This is a genomic window from Streptomyces sp. NPDC087859 (assembly GCF_044742595.1).
Taxonomy (GTDB): Bacteria; Actinomycetota; Actinomycetes; order Streptomycetales; family Streptomycetaceae; genus Streptomyces; species Streptomyces canus_F.
On sequence record NZ_JBIUUU010000011.1, the window covers coordinates 175024 to 195168 of the forward strand.

Annotated in this window: 14 protein-coding genes; 4 read left to right on the forward strand and 10 right to left on the reverse strand. The window is 72.5% G+C overall.

Going from position 1 to position 20145, the window contains the following annotated elements:
* Window positions 1-79: 79 nt before the first annotated feature.
* Window positions 80-2623, forward strand: a complete 2544-nt coding sequence (locus ACIOHP_RS27335; protein ID WP_401891881.1) for an ATP-dependent Clp protease ATP-binding subunit — start codon at window positions 80-82, stop codon at window positions 2621-2623.
* Here ACIOHP_RS27335 and ggt read toward each other — a convergent pair whose 3' ends face one another.
* Window positions 2624-4441, reverse strand: coding sequence for a gamma-glutamyltransferase (ggt, locus tag ACIOHP_RS27340; protein WP_401891651.1), 1818 nt, complete (start codon window positions 4439-4441; stop codon window positions 2624-2626).
* A 144-nt stretch (window positions 4442-4585) separates the two neighbouring features.
* Between ggt and ACIOHP_RS27345 the strand changes: the two genes are divergently transcribed.
* Entirely contained in the window at window positions 4586-5344 is a 759-nt protein-coding gene (locus ACIOHP_RS27345) for a hypothetical protein (RefSeq protein WP_361541348.1), read from the forward strand.
* A gap of 116 nt (window positions 5345-5460) precedes the next feature.
* The gene (locus ACIOHP_RS27350; RefSeq protein ID WP_401891652.1) at window positions 5461-7029 is read left to right on the forward strand and encodes a CocE/NonD family hydrolase; all 1569 of its coding nucleotides are present in this window, start codon (window positions 5461-5463) and stop codon (window positions 7027-7029) included.
* A 233-nt stretch (window positions 7030-7262) separates the two neighbouring features.
* On the opposite strand, the gene ACIOHP_RS27355 is transcribed toward ACIOHP_RS27350, so the two are convergent.
* Window positions 7263-8006 carry an amino acid ABC transporter ATP-binding protein gene (locus ACIOHP_RS27355; protein ID WP_361541354.1) on the reverse strand — a complete coding sequence of 248 codons (744 nt, stop codon included), beginning with the start codon at window positions 8004-8006 and terminating at the stop codon, window positions 7263-7265.
* A gap of 125 nt (window positions 8007-8131) precedes the next feature.
* Window positions 8132-8539, reverse strand: a complete 408-nt coding sequence (locus ACIOHP_RS27360) for a DUF6278 family protein (RefSeq protein WP_266886190.1) — start codon at window positions 8537-8539, stop codon at window positions 8132-8134.
* Window positions 8540-8730: 191 nt separating this feature from the next.
* On the opposite strand from ACIOHP_RS27360, the gene ACIOHP_RS27365 reads away from it, so the two are divergent.
* Window positions 8731-10485 (forward strand): SGNH/GDSL hydrolase family protein, encoded by a 1755-nt coding sequence (locus ACIOHP_RS27365; RefSeq protein ID WP_401891654.1) that lies wholly within the window; start codon window positions 8731-8733, stop codon window positions 10483-10485.
* On the opposite strand, the gene ACIOHP_RS27370 is transcribed toward ACIOHP_RS27365, so the two are convergent.
* The 7 genes from ACIOHP_RS27370 to ACIOHP_RS27400 all read right to left on the reverse strand — a co-directional run bounded on the left by ACIOHP_RS27370 (window position 10486) and on the right by ACIOHP_RS27400 (window position 20141).
* A complete protein-coding gene (locus ACIOHP_RS27370) occupies window positions 10486-11265 on the reverse strand; it encodes an exodeoxyribonuclease III (protein ID WP_361541363.1) in 780 nt (259 codons plus the stop codon). It lies immediately after the preceding gene.
* A gap of 30 nt (window positions 11266-11295) precedes the next feature.
* A complete protein-coding gene (locus ACIOHP_RS27375; protein ID WP_401891655.1) occupies window positions 11296-11931 on the reverse strand; it encodes an MBL fold metallo-hydrolase in 636 nt (211 codons plus the stop codon).
* A 73-nt stretch (window positions 11932-12004) separates the two neighbouring features.
* Entirely contained in the window at window positions 12005-13303 is a 1299-nt protein-coding gene (pcaC, locus tag ACIOHP_RS27380) for a 4-carboxymuconolactone decarboxylase (RefSeq protein WP_361541369.1), read from the reverse strand.
* 97 nt (window positions 13304-13400) lie between these two features.
* Window positions 13401-14393: a hypothetical protein gene (locus tag ACIOHP_RS27385; RefSeq protein ID WP_401891657.1), complete on the reverse strand. Its 993-nt coding sequence runs from the start codon at window positions 14391-14393 to the stop codon at window positions 13401-13403.
* A gap of 129 nt (window positions 14394-14522) precedes the next feature.
* On the reverse strand, window positions 14523-16619 hold the full coding sequence (locus ACIOHP_RS27390; protein WP_401891659.1) for an SWIM zinc finger family protein: 2097 nt from the start codon (window positions 16617-16619) through the stop codon (window positions 14523-14525).
* Window positions 16616-19432 (reverse strand): SNF2-related protein, encoded by a 2817-nt coding sequence (locus ACIOHP_RS27395; RefSeq protein WP_401891661.1) that lies wholly within the window; start codon window positions 19430-19432, stop codon window positions 16616-16618. Before ACIOHP_RS27395 ends, ACIOHP_RS27390 begins: the two co-directional genes overlap by 4 nt.
* 127 nt (window positions 19433-19559) lie before the next feature.
* On the reverse strand, window positions 19560-20141 hold the full coding sequence (locus ACIOHP_RS27400; protein WP_361541923.1) for a sugar kinase: 582 nt from the start codon (window positions 20139-20141) through the stop codon (window positions 19560-19562).
* Between the last annotated feature and the right edge of the window lie 4 nt (window positions 20142-20145).

The window sequence follows — 20145 nt, forward strand, 5'->3', positions numbered from 1 at the left end:
CCACGTGGGTTACCCGACCCCGGCACGTCGATCGGCGAGGCGTCCCCGGGCCCTGCGGGGAGGCCGGATGGGAACGGCCATGACCAGCGGCTTCAATGGATCGGAAGGCTACGACCCCTTCGGCGAGTTCCTCGCCCGGTTCTTCGGCGGACCCCGGCCCGGACCCCGGCAGATCAACATCGGCCGGCTGCTGAGCCAGCCCGCCCGTGAACTGGTCCGGGGTGCCGCCCAGTACGCCGCCGAGCACGGCAGCCGGGACCTGGACACCCAGCATCTACTGCGGGCGGCACTGTCCGCCGAGCCGACCCGGAGCCTGCTCAGCCGGGCCGGCGCGGATCCCGACGAGCTCGCCGAGGAGATCGACGAGCGGTCCGGCCCGGTGCAGCACCCGCCGGGCGAGGTTCCGCCGCCGACCTCGCTCTCCCTGACCCCGGCCGCCAAGCGCGCCCTGCTGGACGCGCACGACCTGGCCCGGGCCCGCGGCACCGGTTACATCGGCCCCGAGCACGTCCTCAGCGCGCTGGCCGCCAACCCCGACTCCGCGGCCGGGCACATCCTCAACTCCGCCCACTTCGCGCCCGCGCCCCTGCCGCCCGAGACGGCACCGGACGCCGGGCAGCCGCGCACCGAAGCGCCCCGCACCACCGGCACCCCGACCCTCGACAAGTACAGCCGTGACCTCACCGAGCTGGCCCGGCAGGGCCGTATCGACCCGGTGATCGGCCGCGACGAGGAGATCGAGCAGACCATCGAGGTGCTCTCCCGGCGCGGCAAGAACAACCCGGTGCTGATCGGCGAAGCGGGCGTCGGCAAGACCGCCATCGTGGAGGGGCTCGCCCAGCGGATCTCCGAGAGCGACGTGCCGGACGTGCTGACCGGGCGGCGCGTGGTCGCCCTGGACCTGACCGGGGTGGTCGCGGGCACCCGCTACCGGGGCGACTTCGAGGAGCGGCTCACCACCATCGTGGGCGAGATCCGTGCCCACTCCGACGAGTTGATCGTCTTCATCGACGAACTGCACACCGTCGTCGGCGCGGGCGGCGGCGGTGAGGCCGCCTCGATGGACGCCGGCAACATCCTCAAGCCCGCCCTGGCCCGCGGCGAGCTGCACATCGTCGGCGCAACCACGCTGGAGGAGTTCCGGCGGATCGAGAAGGACGCGGCGCTGGCCCGCCGCTTCCAGCCGATCCTGGTGCCGGAGCCGTCCGTCGCGGACGCCCTGGAGATCCTGCGCGGACTGAGCGACCGCTACGAGGCCCACCACCAGGTCCGCTACGCCGACGAGGCGCTGGTGGCCGCCGTGGAGCTGTCCGACCGCTATCTCACCGACCGCCGTCTGCCCGACAAGGCCATCGACCTCATCGACCAGGCCGGCGCCCGGGTCAGGCTGCGGGCCCGCACCAAGGGCACGGACGTACGGGCCCTGGAGCGCGAGGCCGAGCAGCTGGCCCGGGACAAGGACCAGGCGGTCGCCGACGAGAGGTACGAGCAGGCCATGCAACTGCGCGACCGCATCACGCAGTTGAAGCAGCGCATCGACAAGGCCACCGGGCACGACGAGGCCGACGAGGGACAGCACCTGGAGGTGACCGCGGAGGCGATCGCCGAAGTGGTGTCGCGGCAGACGGGCATCCCGGTCGCCAGCCTCACGCAGGAGGAGAAGGAACGGCTGCTCGGCCTGGAGGAGCACCTCCACCAGCGCGTGGTCGGCCAGGAGGAGGCGGTGAGCGTGGTCGCCGAGGCGGTCATGCGCTCCCGCGCCGGGCTCGCCAGCCCCGACCGCCCCATCGGCAGCTTCCTCTTCCTCGGCCCGACCGGCGTCGGCAAGACCGAGCTGGCCCGTGCCCTCGCCGAGGCCCTGTTCGGCAGCGAGGAGCGCATGGTCCGCCTGGACATGAGCGAGTACCAGGAACGCCACACCGTCAGCCGCCTGGTCGGCGCCCCGCCCGGATACGTCGGCCACGAGGAGGCCGGGCAGCTCACCGAGGCCGTCCGCCGGCACCCGTACTCGCTCCTGCTGCTGGACGAGGTCGAGAAGGCGCACCCGGACGTCTTCAACATCCTCCTCCAGGTCCTCGACGACGGCCGCCTCACCGACTCCCAGGGCCGCACGGTCGACTTCACCCACACGGTCGTGGTGATGACCAGCAACCTCGGCTCCGAGGCCATCACCCGCCGCGGCGCCGGCATCGGCTTCGGCCCGGGCGGCGCCGAGGCCGACGAGGAGGCCCGGCGCGAGCAGATCCTGCGGCCGCTGCGCGAGCACTTCCGCCCGGAGTTCCTCAACCGCATCGACGAGATCGTGGTCTTCCGCCAGTTGACGCAGGAGCAGCTCCGCCGGATCACGAACCTGCTCCTGGACCGGACCCGCCGCATGCTCCACGCCCAGGGCATCACGGTCGAGTTCACGGACACGGCCGTCGACTGGCTCGCCCAGCGCGGCTACCAGCCGGAGTACGGCGCCCGTCCGCTGCGCCGCACGATCCAGCGGGAGGTGGACAACGAGCTGTCCCGGCTGCTCCTGGACAGCCGTGTGAAGGAGGGCGGCCGCGTGACGGTGGACGTGGAGGGCGGGCGTCTCGCGTTCCGCACGCAGGACGAGACGCCCGCCCCTGAGCTGTGACTACGGCGCCGGGTGCACCACCTGCGCCGAGCCGCCCCCGCGTCGTACCGTCTCGGCCGCCGCGAGCCACTTCCCGTCGGGCAGCCGCTGCACACCGGTCGCCGCCCCGATCTCGGGGTTCAGCCTGAACGAGTGCCCGATGGCCTCCAGCCGGGACCTGAGGCTCCCGGGACTCGTGTCGTTGAAGAGGGCGGGCTCCAGTTCCGTCTGCGCGGCGTTCCGTTGGCTCGCGCGCGGCGCGGCGATCGCGTCGACGAGCGGTTCGCCCCGGTCCACGAACCGCGTCAGTGTCTGCAGCACGGTGGTGATGATGGTCGCCCCGCCGGGCGAACCGAGCGCCACGACCGGCTTGTCGTGCCGGTCGAGCACGATCGTCGGTGAGATCGAGGAGCGCGGCCGCTTGCCGGGACCCGGGAGATTCGGGTCGTGGACGGCCGGATTGGCCGGGACGAAGGAGAAGTCCGTCAGCTCGTTGTTCAGAATGAACCCGCGCCCCGGCACGGTGATCCCGCTGCCGCCGGTCTGCTCGATGGTCAGCGTGTAGGAGACGACGTTCCCCCACTTGTCGGCCACCGTCAGATGTGTGGTGTTCTCACCTTCGTACGTCGTCGGCGCCGCCGTTCCCCCACTGGCGCAGGCCGCCGGACGGCGCGGGTCTCCCGGCGCGACCGGGCTCGTCAGCACCGCGTCGTCCTTGACGAGGCACGCGCGGGAGTCCGCGTACTTCTGCGACAGCAGTTCCTTCGTCGGTACGTCCTCGAAGGCCGGGTCGCCCACCCAGCGTCCCCGGTCCGCGAACGCGATGCGGCTGGCCTCGATGTACCGGTGCAGGTACTGGACCTCGCTCGCCTTCGAGAGGTCGGTGTTCTCCAGGATGTTCAGGGCTTCACCGACGGTGGTGCCGCCGGAGGACGAGGGCGCGATGGAGTAGACGCCGAGTCTGCGGTAAGAGGTCTTCGTGGGCGCCTGGAGCTTCGCGCGGTAGGCCGCGAGGTCCTTCTCGGACAGGTCGCCCGGGCGGGCGTTCCAGCCGGAGGCCGGGTCCACGGGCGGGTGGTTCACGGTGTCGACGATCTCGTCCCCGAGGGCGCCGCGGTAGAGGGCGTCGACGCCCTTCCTGCCCAACTCCTCGTAGGTGCGGGCGAGATCGGGGTTCTTGAAGGTGGAGCCGACGACCGGGAGCTGCCCGCCGGGCAGGAACAGCTTCGTGGTGTCCGGGAAGTAGCGGAACCGGGTCTCGTTGGCGGCGGTCTGCGTGCGGAAGGTGTCGTCGACGGTGAACCCGTCGCGGGCGATCCGCTCGGCGGGCTTCAGGACCGTGCCGAGTCTCTTGCTGCCCCACTTGCCGAGCGCCGTCGCCCAGGTGGCGGGGGTGCCCGGCGTTCCGACGCTCAGCCCGCTGCTGACGGCGTCCGCGAAGGCGATCGCCTTGCCGTTCTCGACGAACAGGTCGGAGCCGGCCGTCAGCGGAGCCGTCTCCCGGCCGTCGATGGTGTGCACCTTGCGGGACTTGGCGTCGTAGTAGACGAAGTAGCCGCCCCCTCCGATGCCGGAGGAGTAGGGCTCGGTGACGCCGAGCGCGGCGGCCGTGGCGACGGCGGCGTCGACCGCGTTGCCGCCCTTCTTCAGGACCTCGATGCCGGCGGCGGAGGCGTCGAGGTCGACGCTCGCGACGGCACCGCCGTAGCCGACGGCGACGGGCACCTTCTGCGGCGCCGGAGAGGCCGCGGAGCTCCCTGGCGGAGCTGTCGCCCCGACCGACACCACGGCGGCCGAAACCGCCAGGACGAGAAGTTTCCGCGCGACAGGGCGACGCATGCGTACCTCCAGGCCGGGACCGTCCGCGCAGCGTAACCACAACACCAGGGGCCCGACAGCCCCATTCAGGGCACCTGCCACGAGAACGCCACACTTCGAACACGGGTACGTACCAGCCATGTCGGCCCGCTAACATGCGCGCCCATGAATGACGACGTGCGCAACATCGTCCTGGGCGTGGTCGCGGCCGGCATCAGCGCCGCCCTCGGCTGGGTGGCCCGCACCTATCTGTGGAAGCGCAAGCTCCGTAGGAAGCAGGCGTTCTTCGGGCTGCCGGACAACTCCGAGTCCCTCCTCGTCGTCAACCGCGACGCCGGCAGCCCCGATCTCGCCGTGCACCGGTACGACGTCTTCGCGCTTCTGGAGCTCTCCGCGCTCATCAAGGACTGCGGCGCGCACGCCGAGGTGATCACCCAGGACACGGCCCGGCAGGGCTTCGGGGAGCGCACGGAGTTCTGTGTCGGCGGCCCGGGATCCAACCGGCGCATGGCGGCCCATATGCACGCCATGCTGCCCGGGGTGCGAGTGAACACCGACCCGGAACCGGGCCCGGACCGGCTCGCCTTCCAGATCGGCAGCGAGCGTTACCGCATGGAGAAGGGCCTGTCCGAATACGTCCTGCTGGCCCGGCTCACCGCGGGGCAACCCGGCCTGAACCGGCCCGTCTTCCTGTTCAGCGGCCAGACCGCGATCACCAACCAGGCCGCGACCCGCTATCTGGCCCGCAACCACGAGCGGCTGTCCCGCAAGTACGGCAACAACACGTTCGTCCTGCTGCTGAAGGTGGTCAACTCCCAGGCGTACGGCCCGGACGTCGCCGAACTGATCGCGGACGTCACCCGGGCCGCACAGGCACCGCTGCCGGCGCCCGCGGCTCCCCGCAACTCCCACCGCGCCTCCTGAATTCATTCACAGGACACCAATCGTTACTGCCGCGTAACTTACCGACGGGTTACCTACGGTAAGAACCCGCGGTTACCGTCGGGTCACTTTGCATTGACGCGAGTGAGGAGTGACCCGTGGGACACCATCGCAAGGCCCTGCGCACCACCGCCGTGGGCGCCGTCTCCGCGACCCTGATCGCCGGTGGGGTCCTCGGCACGGCCCCCGCCGCACAGGCCGCGACGAACAACGTCCGGTTCGTCGACATCGCCGGCGAGGGCGGCACCGTCCTCAAGGCGAACGTCATCACCCCGACCGGCGCCGACGGCAGCCGCGCCTATCCGCTGCTCGTGCTGCCCACGAGCTGGGGCCTGCCCCAGGTCGAGTACTTCGCGCAGGCACAGAAACTCGCGAACTCCGGCTATGTGGTGCTCAGTTACAACGTGCGCGGCTTCTGGCAGTCCGGCGGGGAGATAGAAGTGGCGGGCCCGCCCGACATAGCCGACGCCCGCAAGGTCATCGACTGGGCCCTCGCCCACACCCCGGCCGACGCCCGGAACGTCGGCATGGCGGGCGTCTCGTACGGCGCCGGCATCAGCCTGCTCACCGCCGCACAGGACAAGCGCGTCAAGGCGGTCGCCGCCCTCAGCGGCTGGGCCGACCTGATCGACTCGATCTACTCGGGGCGCACCCAGCACGTCCAGGCCGCGGCCCTCCTCGACGGCGCGAGCCTGGTCACCGGGCGTCAGAGCGCCGAGATCCGGGAGATCTTCGACAACCTCTACGCCTCCGATCTGTCCAGGGAACAGGACATGATCAATTGGGGGAAGAAACGTTCGGTCGCCACATATGTGGATCAGCTCAACAAGAACGGCGCAGCGGTCATGATGGCCAACGCCTGGGGCGACACGGTCTTCCCGCCCAACCAGTCCGCCGACTTCTACGAGAAGCTCACCGGCCCCAAGAGACTGGAGTTCCGCCCCGGCGACCACGCGACCGCCGAGCTCACCGGTCTGCTGGGGCTGCCCAACGACGTGTGGACCGACACCGAGCGCTGGTTCGACCACTACCTCAAGGGCGAGGCCAACGGCATCGACAAGGAGCTGCCGGTCCGGCTCAAGTCCCGTTCCACGGGCGGTTACGAGGGCTACCCGGACTGGAAGTCGGTCGGCGCGACCCGCAAGAAGCTCGCCCTGTCCGGCACCACCACGATCCACACCAACGTCGACTCGGGCGCCGACGGCGGGGTCGTCCTCCTGTCCAGCATCCTCGACCAGATCGCCAAGCTGCCCCCGGTCGCCTCGATCCCCCTGCTCCCCCGCACCTGGGCGGCCGTATGGCAGTCGGAGAAGTACGCGACGGCCCAACAGGTGCGCGGCACCGCCGAGTTGCACACCACGGTCACTCCCACCAAGGAGAGCGGCACCCTCGTCGCCTATCTGTACGACGTGGGGCCGCTCGGCCTCGGCAAGCTGGTCAGCAACGCGCCGTACACCTTCCACGGGCAGACGCCCGGCACGCCGTTCGGCGTCGACCTGGAGCTGTACTCCACGGCCTACGACGTCCCGGCAGGGCACCGGCTCGCCCTGGTCGTCGACACGGTCGACCCGCTCTACATCGAGCACAACCCGTCCGGCGCGCGGCTGACCTTCTCCTCGCCGTCGAACGACCCGTCGTACGTGTCGATTCCGCTGCGCGAGCAGTGATCTCCGGCCGGCGCCGGTCGGGTATGGCCCTGTGAGCTGCCACCCCCTACGGTCTCGGGGCCATGGGGGGATCCCCACCCGGCAGCGGCGTCCCCGGCGGGATCACCGTCACCACGGGGATGAACGGCACAGCGTAATGGAGGTCCGACGCGAGGAGGTCGCCGGCATGGGGGCCGACCACCGGGTCCTTGCACACACGTGTGGTGCGGAACATGGGTCGCACTCCCGCCGGGTCAATGCGTGAGGATCTTGGAGAGGAAGTCCTTCGCTCGCTCGCTGTTCGGGTTGGTGAAGAACTCCTCGGGGGCGCGGTCCTCGACGATACGGCCGTCGGCCATGAACACGACGCGGTTGGCGGCCGAACGGGCGAAGCCCATCTCGTGGGTGACGACGACCATGGTCATCCCGTCGCGCGCGAGTTGCCGCATGACCTCCAGGACCTCGTTGATCATCTCCGGGTCGAGGGCCGAGGTCGGCTCGTCGAACAGCAGGGCCTTGGGCTCCATGGCGAGGGCGCGGGCGATGGCCACGCGCTGCTGCTGGCCGCCGGAGAGCTGCGCCGGGTACTTGTCCGCCTGGGAGGCGAGACCCACCCGGTCGAGAAGCTGACGGGACCGCTTGTCGGCCTCGCCCTTCCCGCGCTTGCGGACTTTGGTCTGAGCCAGCGAGATGTTCTGGAGGACCGTCTTGTGGGCGAAGAGGTTGAAGGACTGGAAGACCATGCCGACCTCGGCGCGGAGCTTCGCGAGGGCCTTGCCCTCCTCCGGCAGTGGCTGTCCGTCCAGCTGGATCTCACCGGAATGAATGGTCTCCAACCGGTTGATCGCCCTGCACAGGGTCGACTTCCCCGACCCTGACGGGCCGATGACCACGACCACCTCCCCCTTGCCGACAGTGAGGTTGATGTCCTGAAGGACATGCAGTTCCCCGTAGTACTTGTTGACGTCACGCAGCTCGATCAACGGATCGACGGCCATGCCCAGCCCTACCCACTCTCAGCTGTGTCGCGATTGCCGCAAACTATCCAGACAAGACTGGAGTTAATACACGACACGCACTTTTCGGGCATTAGCCGTATTTACTCCGTGCTTATACGTCTGCTCTAGGCCTCCGCCACCTCGGCGTACAACTGGGAGAGTTCGGGCACCCCGCTCGCCGCCCACTCATGACCGTCGGCGACGACATCGAACTCCCGGCCGGAGGCGAGCCGGATCACCGGCTGGCCGTCGGAGCGGATCCCCCAGTGGGCCCCCTCCACGGTCCGTACGATCACCGTCCCGAGATACAGCCCGGCGTCGTTGCCGAGCCACTCCAGGACCTCCGCGTCGTCCCGCCACCGCGGCACCAGCTGGTCGAGCGCCTCCAACGAGGCGACGGTGTCGTCGAGTTGGACACCGCTGCGGTACGCCTGGTGACGCAGCAGCTCACATTCGGAGAGGAGCTCGGCGATGCCCTCGGCGTCGTGCACCTCGGGTTCCTTGCGCCGGTTGCCCAGAAAAGGGATCTTCATACGCCCAGCGTGTCATTGGCACAGGCCCGAGCACCACAGGCGCGCGCCGGCAGTCGATTCGGGGCGACTTCACGCCGAGTTCGCGCATGGCTCGTTGACGCGCCACCGGTGCCTCCTTAACTTCACGGAGCGTCTTTCGTCTCGTCCTGACCGGTGCTGAACGGGGGAACCAGGTGCGCCGAGGTGTACGGATGTCCGCGCTCGCCCTCGCCCTGGGCGCGGTCCTGGTGCCGGCCGGCCCGGTGCGGGCGAGTGCCCCGCGGCAAGCGGAGAGAGCTGAACCGCTGCCGCTGGAGCGGCTCTTCGACAACACGGCGGTCAGCGACGACGCCCGGCCCGGCGCGGCGGACTTCGACGGGTCCGGCGCCTCCCTGTCGGCCCAGGACCTCACAGCGGCGGGCTGGACACCCGGCCGGACGCCCACCGTGCAGGGAGCACGGCTGTCCTGGCCGCGCCGGGAGGCGGGCGCACCGGACAACGTCCGGGCCGCCGGGCAGTCGGTGCGCGTCGGCGGCCGGGGCGACGCGCTCGCCTTCCTGGTGGCGGGCACGGGCGGCGCCGACGTGACGGGCACGGGCCGGGTGTCGTACGCGAACGGCGGCAGCTCCTCCTACCGGCTCACCGCCCCCGACTGGCGCACCGGCCCACTCGCCACGAAGGCGGTCGCGCTGCCGCACGTGAACACGCCCGGCGGCCAACTCGCCGAGAAGGCACGGCTGTACGTCGTGACGGTCCCGCTCGCGCGCGGCCGCCGGGTCGCCTCGGTACGGCTGCCCGACTCGCCCGCCCTGCATGTGTTCGCGGTGTCGGTGCGGGCCACCACCGCGGGCTGGAGCGGGAGTTGGGCGGCCGCGACCGCCGGGTATCCGGCCGTGGGGCCGTGGAGCGAGCGGACGCTGCGGCTGGTGGTGCACTCCTCGGTGGGCGGGCCGCGGGTGCGGCTGCGGTTCGACAACACCTTCGCGGCGGCTCCCGTGCGGATCGGGAGCGCGACGGTGGCGGTCCAGGAGGCAGGTGCGGCGGCGCGGGGCGTGCCGGTGCCGGTCGCCTTCCGGGGAGCGGTGGGCGCCGAGGTGCCCGCGGGAGCGCAGGTGTTCAGCGATCCGCTCGACTTCGAGGTGCCCGCGGACACGAATCTGCTGGTGAGCTTCCATCTGCCGGGAACGGTGACGGCGGCGCCCGTGCACCGGCTCGCGCAGCAGCGGTCGTACGTCAGCGAGTCGGGTGACCACACGGCCAACGACTCGGCGACGGCGTACACCACCGTCCTGACGAGCTGGCCGCTGCTGACCGGGGTGGACGTGGGCGGCGGGCCGGGGTCCGTGGTGCTGCTCGGGGACTCGATCACGGACGGGGACAAGTCGACGGTCGACGCCAACCGGCGCTGGCCCGATGCGCTGGCCGCACGACTGCTGGCGCAGGACGTGGTCCCGCACTACGGGGTGCTCAACCAGGGGATCTCCGCGAACCGTGTGGTCACCGACCGCTATCCCGGTGACGGGGTCTCCACGGACACCGGCGGGGTGAGCGCCCTGCACCGGTTCGACCGGGATGTCCTCGCACAGACGTCGGTACGTACGGCGGTCGTCTTCCAGGGCGTCAACGACCTGCGGTGGGGCGCCACGGCGGACGAGGTGATCGCGGGCCTGCGGGAGATCGCCGACCGGGGCCGGGCACGCGGGCTGCGGATGCTGGCCGCGACGATCCTGCCCTGCCAGGGCGAGGCCCGCTGCACAGCCGCCGTGGACGGCGAGCGGGTCGCGGTGAACGCCTGGATCCGGGACGCCGGTGTGTTCGACGGCGTCCTCGACTTCGACGGCGTGGTGCGCGACCCGGACCACCCGGCACGGATGCTGCCCGCGTACGACAGCGGCGACCATCTGCACCCGGGAGACACGGGTCTCGCGGCGCTCGCCGGGTCCGTGGACCTCGCCCTGCTGCGGTGACTAGACGTCGAGATCCACGACCACCGGCGCATGGTCCGAGGCGCCCTTGCCCTTGCGCTCCTCGCGGTCCACGTAGGCGTCGCTGACGGCCTTCGCGAACGGCTCGTTGCCGTAGACGAGGTCGATGCGCATGCCGCGGTTCTTGGGGAAGCCGAGCTGGCGGTAGTCCCAGTACGTGAAGGGGTGGTCGTACTTGAGGGGGCGCGGGACCACGTCGGACAGGCCCGCCTCGCGCAGGGAGGCGAGGGCGGCGCGCTCGGCCGGGGTGACGTGGGTGAGGCCCTCGAAGGCGGCCACGTCGTAGACGTCGTCGTCGGTCGGCGCCACGTTGTAGTCGCCCAGGACCGCGAAGGGGCGGCTGCCCGCCGCGTCGCCCGCGACGGCCGCCTTGAGGGCCTCGAACCACTGGAGCTTGTAGGCGTAGTGCGGGTGGTCCACCTCGCGGCCGTTCGGCACGTACACCGACCAGACGCGGACCGGGCCGCAGGTCGCGGAGATGGCGCGGGGCTCGGGCGCGCCGTCGTAGCCGGGGTCACCGGGCAGGCCCTTGACGACGTCCTCCAGGCCGACGCGGGAGATCACCGCCACGCCGTTCCACCGGCCCGTGGCGTTGACCGCCGCCTCGTAGCCCGCCTCGCGCAGCTGGTCGAACGGGAACTGCTCCTCGGCCAGCTTGGCCTCCTGGAGGCAGAGCACGTCCGTGCCGCTGCTCTCCAGCCAGGCCAGAAGCCTCGGCAGGCGGGCGGTGATCGAGTTGACGTTCCAGGTCGCGATGCGCATGCCTGACAACCTACCGGGCGCCACTGACACTCACAGCGACGTGCTCTCCCCGGGCGCCAGCCGCAGATGCTCCGAGCCGCCGAGGGCACCGATCTGGTTGTCGTAGATGGGGCGGGCGAGGTCGGTGAGCAGGGCGTCGTGGATGTCGTACGCCCGCTGCGGCTTGACCTCGCGGACGTAGTCGATCACCTCGGAGATCTTGCTCCACGGGGCCATGACTGGGAGCATCAGCGTCTCGACGGTCTGGCCGGGGACGGTCAGGGCGTCGCCGGGGTGGAAGACGCGGCCGCCGTCGACGAGGTAGCCGACGTTGGTGATGCGCGGGATGTCCGGGTGGATGACGGCGTGAAGTTCGCCGTGGACCTGGACGTCGAAGCCGGCCGCCGTGAAGGTGTCGCCGTGACCGACGGTGTGCACCCGGCCCGGGAAGGCACTGGAGATCTTCTCCGCGACGGACCTCAGGGTCCAGATCTCGGCGGCCGGGTTCGCCTCCAGGGCCGCGCGCAGCCGCTCCTCGTCGAAGTGGTCGGGGTGCTCGTGCGTGACGAGGATCGCGTCCGCGCCGAGTGCGGCGTCCGCCTCACTGAACCCGCCCGGGTCGAGGACGAGCGTGCGTCCCTCCTTCTCGAGGCGGACACAGGCGTGCGACATCTTCGTGAGCTTCATGGCTACCATCCTGCCTCCTGGAAGGGGCGCCGGGGCGACTCAGCCTGGTGGTTCCGCTGCCCGGCTGCGGCACTCACTCCTCGGGAGTCGTCTCCTCCCGGATGACCTGCTGGGCCACCTTGAACGCGCTGTTGGCCGCCGGCACCCCGCAGTAGACCGCCGCCTGCAGCAGCACCTCCCTGATCTCGACCGGGGTGAGCCCGTTGCGCAGGGCGGCCCGGACGTGGAAGCCGAGCTCCTCCAGGTGGCCGCCCGCGACGAGGGCGGTGAGCGTGACACAGCTGCGGGAGCGGCGGTCGAGGCCGGGGCGGTCCCAGATCTCGCCCCAGGCGTATCGGGTGACGAACTCCTGGAAGTCGCCGGAGAACTCGTCGGCCTGCGCCAGCGCCCGGTCGACGTGCGCGTCGCCGAGCACCTCGCGGCGCACCTTGATCCCGGCGTCGTACGGGTCGGGCCGTCCCCCGCCCATGAAGGGCGCCGGTACGGCGGGGGCGATCTCGGCGATCGGGGAGACCTGCGGCGGGGCGGCCAGCACCGGCTTGACCGGGGCGGCCGGGATGGCCGTCTGCCCGGTGGCGGAGTCGTAGGCGGGCTGCCAGGCCGTGGAGAAGTGCCGGACCAGGAGGTCGGTGACGGCCGCGGGCTGCTCCACCGGTACGAGGTGGGAGGCGCCCGGCACCACGGCGAGCCGTGCGTCGGGGATGCCGGCGACGAGCGTACGGGCCTCCGCCGGGCCGGTGACCTGGTCGTCGGAGCCGACGAGGACGAGGGTGGGCACGCCGACGTGGGCGAGGTCGGCCCGTATGTCGAAGGCCGCCAGGGCCTCGCAGGCGGCGATGTAGCAGCCCGGGTCGGTGGTGCGGACCATCTGCACGGCCCAGTCGGTGATCGCGGGCTGCGCGGCGGCGAACCCGCCGGTGAACCAGCGGTCGGGGGAGGTACGGGCGATGGGGTCGAGCCCGTTCGTCCGCACGATCACGCCGCGCTGCCGGAACTCGTCCGGCGTGCCGAATCTCGGCGAGGCGGCGATCAGCGCGAGCGAGGCGACCCGCTCCGGGTGGCGCAGGGCCAGCTCCAGGCCGACCGCGCCGCCGAGCGCGCAGCCCGCGTAGCCGAAGCGCTGGATGCCGAGTCGGTCGAGGGTGGCGAGCAGCCGGGCGGTGAGGTCGCCGACCGAGCCCGCCGGGTAGGCGGGGGCGCCACCGTGCCCCGGCAGGTCGAACCGGAAGATCCGCCACTGCTTGGCCAGCTCGGGAACCTGCCGGTCCCACATGTGCCACGTGGTGCCGAGCGAGGGGCCCAGGATGAGGACCGGGGCGTCGTCCGGGCCGTCGAGGCGGTACTGGAGGGCGGGGGTCTGCGTCTCACTCACCGCTCCACGCTAACCGCCGTTCCTTGATCCCCGGCCCCAGGGCCCCCACTCCTCACACCCGGCTCCCGGACATCACCGGCGAATGCTCACACGGCCTTCACCGAAGGACGGGGACGGGGGCCGCGCCGCGGACGGTGACCCCGTACCGGGTCCGCATCCTTCGCATCTCCCACAGCGAGACGGCCGTCACCGACAGCGGGCCGCCCAGCAGCGAGCAGTACTGCACGGCCGGCGGCCCCTGGGGCATGCCGCTGTCGATCGCGTTGAAGACGGCGAGCACCCACACCAGTGCCACGGTCACCACGGGCGGCAGCATCGGATGGACGTGGGCGGTGTTGAACGCGCTGCGCGCGGAGTACAGCGACGCCAGGAGGAAGAAGGGGATGCCCCAGGCCAGCACGGCCAGTCCCGTGAGCCCCACCACGAAGCCCTGCCACCCGCTCAGGTCGTTCTTGGACGCCTGCCCGATTCCCAGGAGGGTCCCCGCGAGGACGCCCACGGTCAGCAGATACCAGCCGACCGCCTTCAACGGGGCGTGGAGCCTGGAGCGCAGATGGGGCCTCAGATGCGAGGGCGCGTAGAAGACGAAGGCGAGGATGACCAGCGGGCCGCCGACGATCAGCAGCACCGGGGCGATGATCATGTTGGCGACGCCACCGGTCGCGGCGTCCTCCCAGCCGTCCTTCTCCGCGCCGTAGGCCATGAACAGGGCGACCGTGGCGACAGCGCCGAGCACCGTGCGGGTCACCTGGACGCGGTCCACGGTGCGGTCCTCGATCCGGCCGTCGCCCTCCTGCACGAACAGGCGGACCGCGACGCGGTGCGCGGAGCGGAGGATCGCGGTGACGAGGTAGGGCGCGGAGAGGAACCACAGCCGGCTGCGGCGGCGCGGCGCGCGACCGGGCACGGGGGCCGGGGGCACATAGGGATACGGGTTCTGAGGCGGGTACGGGTTCTGCGGCGGGTAGGGGTTCTGCGGCGGTACGTAGGTGTTGTTGGCCGGCGCTCCGGGCGGCGGGCCCCAGCCCTGTCCGCCCGGTCCGTTGCCGCCGGGCTGTCCCGTGCCGGGACCCCATCCCCCCGTAGCCATGCCGCTTCCCCCGTTCGCTTTCGGTCAGTTGCTGTGTCGCAGAGCGACATCGCGGCATTTTAGTGGCCCGTGAGTCGCCACTCCCCGCAGCCACTGTGCGAACTGTGTGTGGTGGTTGTGTGAAGCGTGTCAGCCCTCGGGTGAGGCGCCCAGGCCGGTCAGGGCGCCGACCGGGTCGAGGTCGGGGGTGCCGCGGGGCCACCAGTCGTCGGCGCCGGGGTCGGATTCGTAGGCGTACCACAGGCCGTCGCGGCCCAGACGGAGTTGGACATGGCCGCGGGGGTGGGTGAGGCGGTTGCGCCAGGGGCGGAAGGCGGGGAGGTCGGCGGCGAGCAGGAGCGGGCGGGCGCGGTCGAAGCGGCCGGCCGGCGGGTCCCAGGGTTCCTCCAGGACGGCGAGGCCCTCGAACCCGCCCTGCCGCCAGGCGGCGACCGCGCGCGCCAGATCGGCCGGGGTGCGGCCGGCCGCGGCGGCGAGCGAGGCGTAGAGCGAGCGGGTGGCTGCGGTGAGGCCGGAGCCGGGGCGGGCCGCGGCGAGCCGTACCGCGTCCTGCCACAGCGTCAGTTCGGCGACCGGGTCCCGTCCGGTGCCGAGCAGCGCGTGGGCGCGTCCGGCGGCGTCGGTCGCCAACTGGTCCAGCGCGAAGGGGTCCGGGCCGCCCGGGGCCGCCGGGTAGACCGGGGGCTGCTCGGGGTGCGGGGGCACCGGCAGCGGGGCGGGCAGGGGCGGGAGTCGGCGAGGTGCGAGGGCTTCGGTGGCGCGTACGCCGGGCAGGGGTGCCGGGCCCTTGTCCTGGGCGGCGCGGGCCGCGCGGGCGGCGCTCAGCCGGGACAGCGCGTCGAGCAGTTCACGCTCGCCGCGGCCGCGCAGCAGGAGCAGGACGAAGGGATCGGCGTCGAGCAGCCGGGCGGTCTGGTAGCAGAGGGCGGCGGCGTGCTTGCAGGGGTGGCCGCGATCGGGGCAGCTGCACTGCGGTTCGAGGTCGCCGGGCCCGGGGAGCAACCGGACACCGCCCTCGGCGAGGGCGTGGGGCATCTCCTTGTCGAGCAGGGCGGCGATGTGCCCGGTCCGCTCCGCGGCGGCGTCCAGGAACCGGTCCCAGTCGGCGTCGTCGAGCGTCCGCAGCCGCACCTGCACCCGGTAAGGCCGGGGACGGCTGCCCTGCACGTACGCGAGGACGAGCCCCGGCGTCACGGTGATGGCGTCCACGTTCCCCTGCTCCGCGTAACCGCGCCCCCGCGCCAGCCGCTTGGCGTCCAGCGCACCTCTCTCCAGGGCGTCCACCCACGCGTTGCCCCACCAGGTCTCGGCGAATCCACCGTCCTCACCGGAGGCGCGGGCCGTGAACGCCGGGAAGGTACGCCGCAGTTCACCGTCCCGGCCGGGGGCGCCCATGGAGCGGGGGTGGCGGGGTGCGGCGGGCGGGGGCGGGTCCGAGAGGGCGGTGCCGAACGCGGCGCGGGCTTGGAGGAGGGCGGGGCCGGTGCTGTCGCCGTACGGGTCGGGGCCCGTGTCCTGCGAGGCGTCGGCGGGAACGGCGTCCTGGTCCCACTCGGCCGGACTCCCCTGGTCCGCCTCGTCATCGGGCATACGGAAGGCGTCGGCCAGCGACTCCCGCACGGTACGGGCCCGTTCGGCGGCGGTCCGGCCGGCCGCACCGCCTCGGGCGACGGGAGCGGGCGGTGTCGTACGGCGCGGCCGGGCCCCGCCATCGGTGCCTCCGCCCGTGACCTCCGTGCGCAGCCGCCGCTCCTCCGCACGGGCGGCCCGCAAGGCCTCACGCGCCCGGTCCGCGGGGCGCCCCCCTTGCGGGACCCCTCCCCCGTTCACCGCTCCCGGGGCGGGATCCGCCATGTCACCGAGCCGGGCGGTCTCCGCACCGGACCCGCTCGCCGACGCGTCCGACCCGGCAGGCGTGTCCGCCTCGTCCTCAGCCGCCCTGGCCTCCTGCGCCGGTCCCTCGGCTCCGGCGCCCCGCCGATCAGCGGCCGCGCGTCGCAGCGCCGCACGGGCCGCGTCACCCGGCCGGGCCTCACCGGGCTCCGGCTGCCGCGCCGCAGACTCTTCGCCCACGGCTGCGGCGGAAACGGCGGATGGCCCGGGTACCGAACCGTCGCCCGCAGGCTCCCTCGGCTCCGTCCCGCCCTCCGCGGTCCCCTCGGCCTCGCGGCGTTCCCGCGCCTCCCGCAGTGCCCGGCGTACCTCGTCCGCAGGCCGGCCCGTCATGACGTCCTCCGCAGGGAGACCAGGTCGGACAGTTCGCGGTCGGTCAGTTCCGTCAGGGCGGCCTCGCCGGAGCCGAGGATCGCGTCGGCCAGTGCCCGCTTCGCCTCCAGCATCTCGGCGATGCGGTCCTCGACGGTGCCCTCGGTGATGAGGCGGTGGACCTGGACCGGCTGGGTCTGACCGATGCGGTAGGCGCGGTCGGTGGCCTGCTCCTCGACGGCCGGGTTCCACCAGCGGTCGAAGTGGACGACGTGGCCCGCGCGGGTGAGGTTGAGGCCCGTGCCCGCCGCCTTCAGCGACAGGACCAGGACCGGCGTCGCACCGCTCTGGAAGCGGTCCACCATGTGCTCGCGCTCCGGCACCGGTGTGCCGCCGTGCAGCAGCTCCACCGGGACCGCGCGGTCCGTCAGGTGCGCGGTGATGAGGCGGGCCATGCCAACGTACTGCGTGAAGACGAGTGCCGAGCCGTCCTCGGCCAGCAGGGTGTCCAACAGCTCGTCCAGCAGGGCCAGTTTGCCGGAGCGGACGGCCAGCCGGTCGGCGGCTCCGGCCTCCTCCTTCAGATACAGCGCGGGGTGGTCGCAGATCTGCTTCAGCGCGCCCAGGAGCTTCAGCACCAGACCCCGGCGCGCGATGCCCTCCGCCGTCTCGATGGCGAGCAGCGACTCGCGGACCACCGCCTCGTAGAGGGAGGCCTGTTCGCGGGTGAGCGGGACCGGGTGGTCCGTCTCCGTCTTGGGCGGCAGTTCGGGGACGATGCCGGGGTCGGACTTCTTGCGGCGCAGCAGGAAGGGGCGGACCAGCCGTGCCAGCCGCCGCACCGCCTCCTCGTCCTCGCCGTTCTCGACGGCGCGTGCGTGGCGGGCGCGGAAGGACTTCAGGGGGCCGAGCAGTCCGGGGGTCGTCCAGTCGAGCAGGGCCCACAGTTCGGAGAGGTTGTTCTCCACCGGGGTGCCGGACAGCGCCACGCGTGCGGGTGTCGGGATGGTGCGCAGCGCCTTCGCCGTCGCCGAGTACGGGTTCTTCACGTGCTGCGCCTCGTCGGCGACGACCATGCCCCAGCGCTGCTCGGCCAGCCGCGGTGCCGTCGACCGCATGGTGCCGTACGTCGTGAGCACGAAGCCGCCGTCCAGGTCCTCCAGGCTGCGGTCGGGGCCGTGGAAGCGGCGGACGGGGACGCCGGGCGCGAACCGGGTGATCTCCCGCTGCCAGTTGCCGAGCAGCGAGGCCGGACAGATCACCAGGGTCGGCTCGCGGCGGGCGCGCTTCAGGTGCAGGGCGATCACCGTGATCGTCTTGCCGAGGCCCATGTCGTCGGCGAGGCAGCCGCCGAGGCCGAGGGAGGTCATGAGGTCCAGCCAGGCCAGGCCCCGCAGTTGGTAGTCGCGCAGGGTGGCGTGCAGACCCGGCGGCGGCTCGGCGGGCCGCACCCCGGCCGTCAGCCGGTCCCGCAGCACGGCCAGTGCGCCGACCGGTACGGCTTCCACCGCCTCGCCGTCGACCTCCGCGCTGCCGGTGAGTGCGACGGACAGCGCGTCGACCGGGTCGAGCAGGCCCAGTTCGCGTTTGCGGGCCTTGCGGACGAGTGCCGGGTCCACCAGCACCCACTGGTCGCGCAGCCGGACCACGGGCCGGTGGGCCTCGGCGAGCGCGTCCATCTCGGCCTCGCTGAGCGGGTCGCCGCCGAGCGCCAACTGCCAGCGGAACTGGAGCAGTTCCTCACTCTCGAAGAAGCCGGTGCCGTCGGTGGCCGAACCCGGCGCGGACCGCACCACCGCGGCCGCGCTCAGGTCCTGGGCCAGGTCACGGGGCCAGTGCACGGCGACCCCGGCCGCCGCGAGCCGGGTGGCGGCGACACCGAGCAGGTCGCCCAACTCCTCCTCCGACAGGGCCAGTACGTCGGGCACGTCCTGCTCGGCGAGCCGGTCCAGAGGCGCCCAGACCCTGGCGGCGCGCCGCACCGCGAGGGCGGCGTCCACGCGGGCGCGGGGGCCGAACACCGCGTCCGCCTCACCCGACCACAGGGCCGCCGCGTCGGCCACCAGGGTGGGGTCGGCGAGGCTGTGCACCTGGACGATCGCGGCACCGGCGCTGCGGGCCCGGCCGCCCTCGTCGAAGAGGTCGTACGCGGACAGGTCGAGGCGGAGCGAGATCCGCACGCCCGCGTCCATGCCGGCGGCGACCTCGGCGGCCCAGTCCTGCGCGCCGGGCAGACGCTGCGGGCGGCGGTCCGCGAAGGGCCGGCCGGAGGCGAGGGGCGCGGCCGGGGTGCGCGGGAGGGTGTCGGCGACGGCGTCCAGGAAGGAACGCATCAGCGCTTCCGGTTCGGGCAGCCGGAGCGGGCCGGGGCCGGGCAGCGGGACCGCGTGGCCCTCGTGGGGCAGGGCGGCGGCGATCGCGCGCAGATGCGCGATGTCGTCCGGGTCCAGGGGGCCGGCCCGCCAGGCGTCGTGGCCGGTGGCGGTGAGGCCGGGCAGCAGCCGGCCGCGGGCGGTGAGCCGCAGTGCGTGCAGGGCGGCCGCGCCCCAGCAGGCGGTGGCGGGGTGGGCGGCGGGGTCGCGCCGGGCGCGCACGAGGAGGGGCAGGGCCTCGGCCAGGGGCAGTTCGAGCGCGGGGGCGGTCCTGCGGCGCACTCCGGCGCCGTGCCGTCGTACGACGGTGAGATCGGTGTGTCCGTCGGGCAGCGGCCCGTCCTCGGGGTCCCAGAAGGCCATCCGGCCCTGCCGCGGGAGGGGTGCGGGCAGGAAGACGGCGGCGAGTCGCACGGAGACCGGGTCCGTCGCTCGCCCGGCCGTCGCGACCGTGTCACTCATACGTCCTGCCACCTCCCGTCCCGCGTGTCGGATCAGACGTCTTCGACTCTACGGGCGGGGTCTGACAATCGGCTCCGGCGACGGGCCGCCGTGCCGACGGACGGGACGGGGGGCGCCGTCCGGTGGCCTACGGAACGGTGCGGGAGACGACGTACACCATCGGGTTGGCCGGGTCCGCGGTGTTCACCACGATGTCCTGGGTGGGCGCCGGGTTCTTCTGCTTGTGGACGAGGCCCGACCAGGGTCCGGGGCCGGTGAACCGCCAGCCGGTGATCTTCTGGTCGCGGGCGCCGATGGTGATCTCGCCTCCCTTGAGGTCGTCGCGGTTGACGCCGACGCCGGCGAGGAAGGTGTCGAGGCCCGCGTTGCTGGTGCGGAACTGGACGTAGAGGCGGCTGGTCTTCCAGTTGTTGGTCTCGTAGTACGCGATCCGGTCCGCGGGGTGCGGGATCGGCACCTGGTAGAGGCGGCGCTGGACCTTGGACGGCCAGCCGGCGGTGAGGCCGGTCGCCGAGTACTTCGCCTCCTTGTCCTTGCCGCTGTTGCGGCTCTGGTTCGCGGAGATCACCAGATAGCCGGCCGGGACGCCGATGAGCAGCACGATGATGAGCAGGGTGAGCGCCCGGCGGCGGTTGCGGTGGCGGCGGTCCTCGGCCGGCCGCCGCGGTTCCTCCGGGGAGTCGCCCTGGCGGGGCACCGAAGGGGTCACGGAC

Bases quoted from the DNA above. Each gene is read 5' to 3' on its own strand.
- ACIOHP_RS27335 (WP_401891881.1), top strand. From the start codon at position 80: ATGACCAGCGGCTTCAATGGATCGGAAGGCTACGACCCCTTCGGCGAG.
- ggt (WP_401891651.1), bottom strand. From the start codon at position 4,441: ATGCGTCGCCCTGTCGCGCGGAAACTTCTCGTCCTGGCGGTTTCGGCC.
- ACIOHP_RS27345 (WP_361541348.1), top strand. From the start codon at position 4,586: ATGAATGACGACGTGCGCAACATCGTCCTGGGCGTGGTCGCGGCCGGC.
- ACIOHP_RS27355 (WP_361541354.1), bottom strand. From the start codon at position 8,006: ATGGCCGTCGATCCGTTGATCGAGCTGCGTGACGTCAACAAGTACTAC.
- ACIOHP_RS27360 (WP_266886190.1), bottom strand. From the start codon at position 8,539: ATGAAGATCCCTTTTCTGGGCAACCGGCGCAAGGAACCCGAGGTGCAC.
- ACIOHP_RS27365 (WP_401891654.1), top strand. From the start codon at position 8,731: ATGTCCGCGCTCGCCCTCGCCCTGGGCGCGGTCCTGGTGCCGGCCGGC.
- ACIOHP_RS27370 (WP_361541363.1), bottom strand. From the start codon at position 11,265: ATGCGCATCGCGACCTGGAACGTCAACTCGATCACCGCCCGCCTGCCG.
- ACIOHP_RS27375 (WP_401891655.1), bottom strand. From the start codon at position 11,931: ATGAAGCTCACGAAGATGTCGCACGCCTGTGTCCGCCTCGAGAAGGAG.
- ACIOHP_RS27385 (WP_401891657.1), bottom strand. From the start codon at position 14,393: ATGGCTACGGGGGGATGGGGTCCCGGCACGGGACAGCCCGGCGGCAAC.
- ACIOHP_RS27390 (WP_401891659.1), bottom strand. From the start codon at position 16,619: ATGACGGGCCGGCCTGCGGACGAGGTACGCCGGGCACTGCGGGAGGCG.
- ACIOHP_RS27395 (WP_401891661.1), bottom strand. From the start codon at position 19,432: ATGAGTGACACGGTCGCGACGGCCGGGCGAGCGACGGACCCGGTCTCC.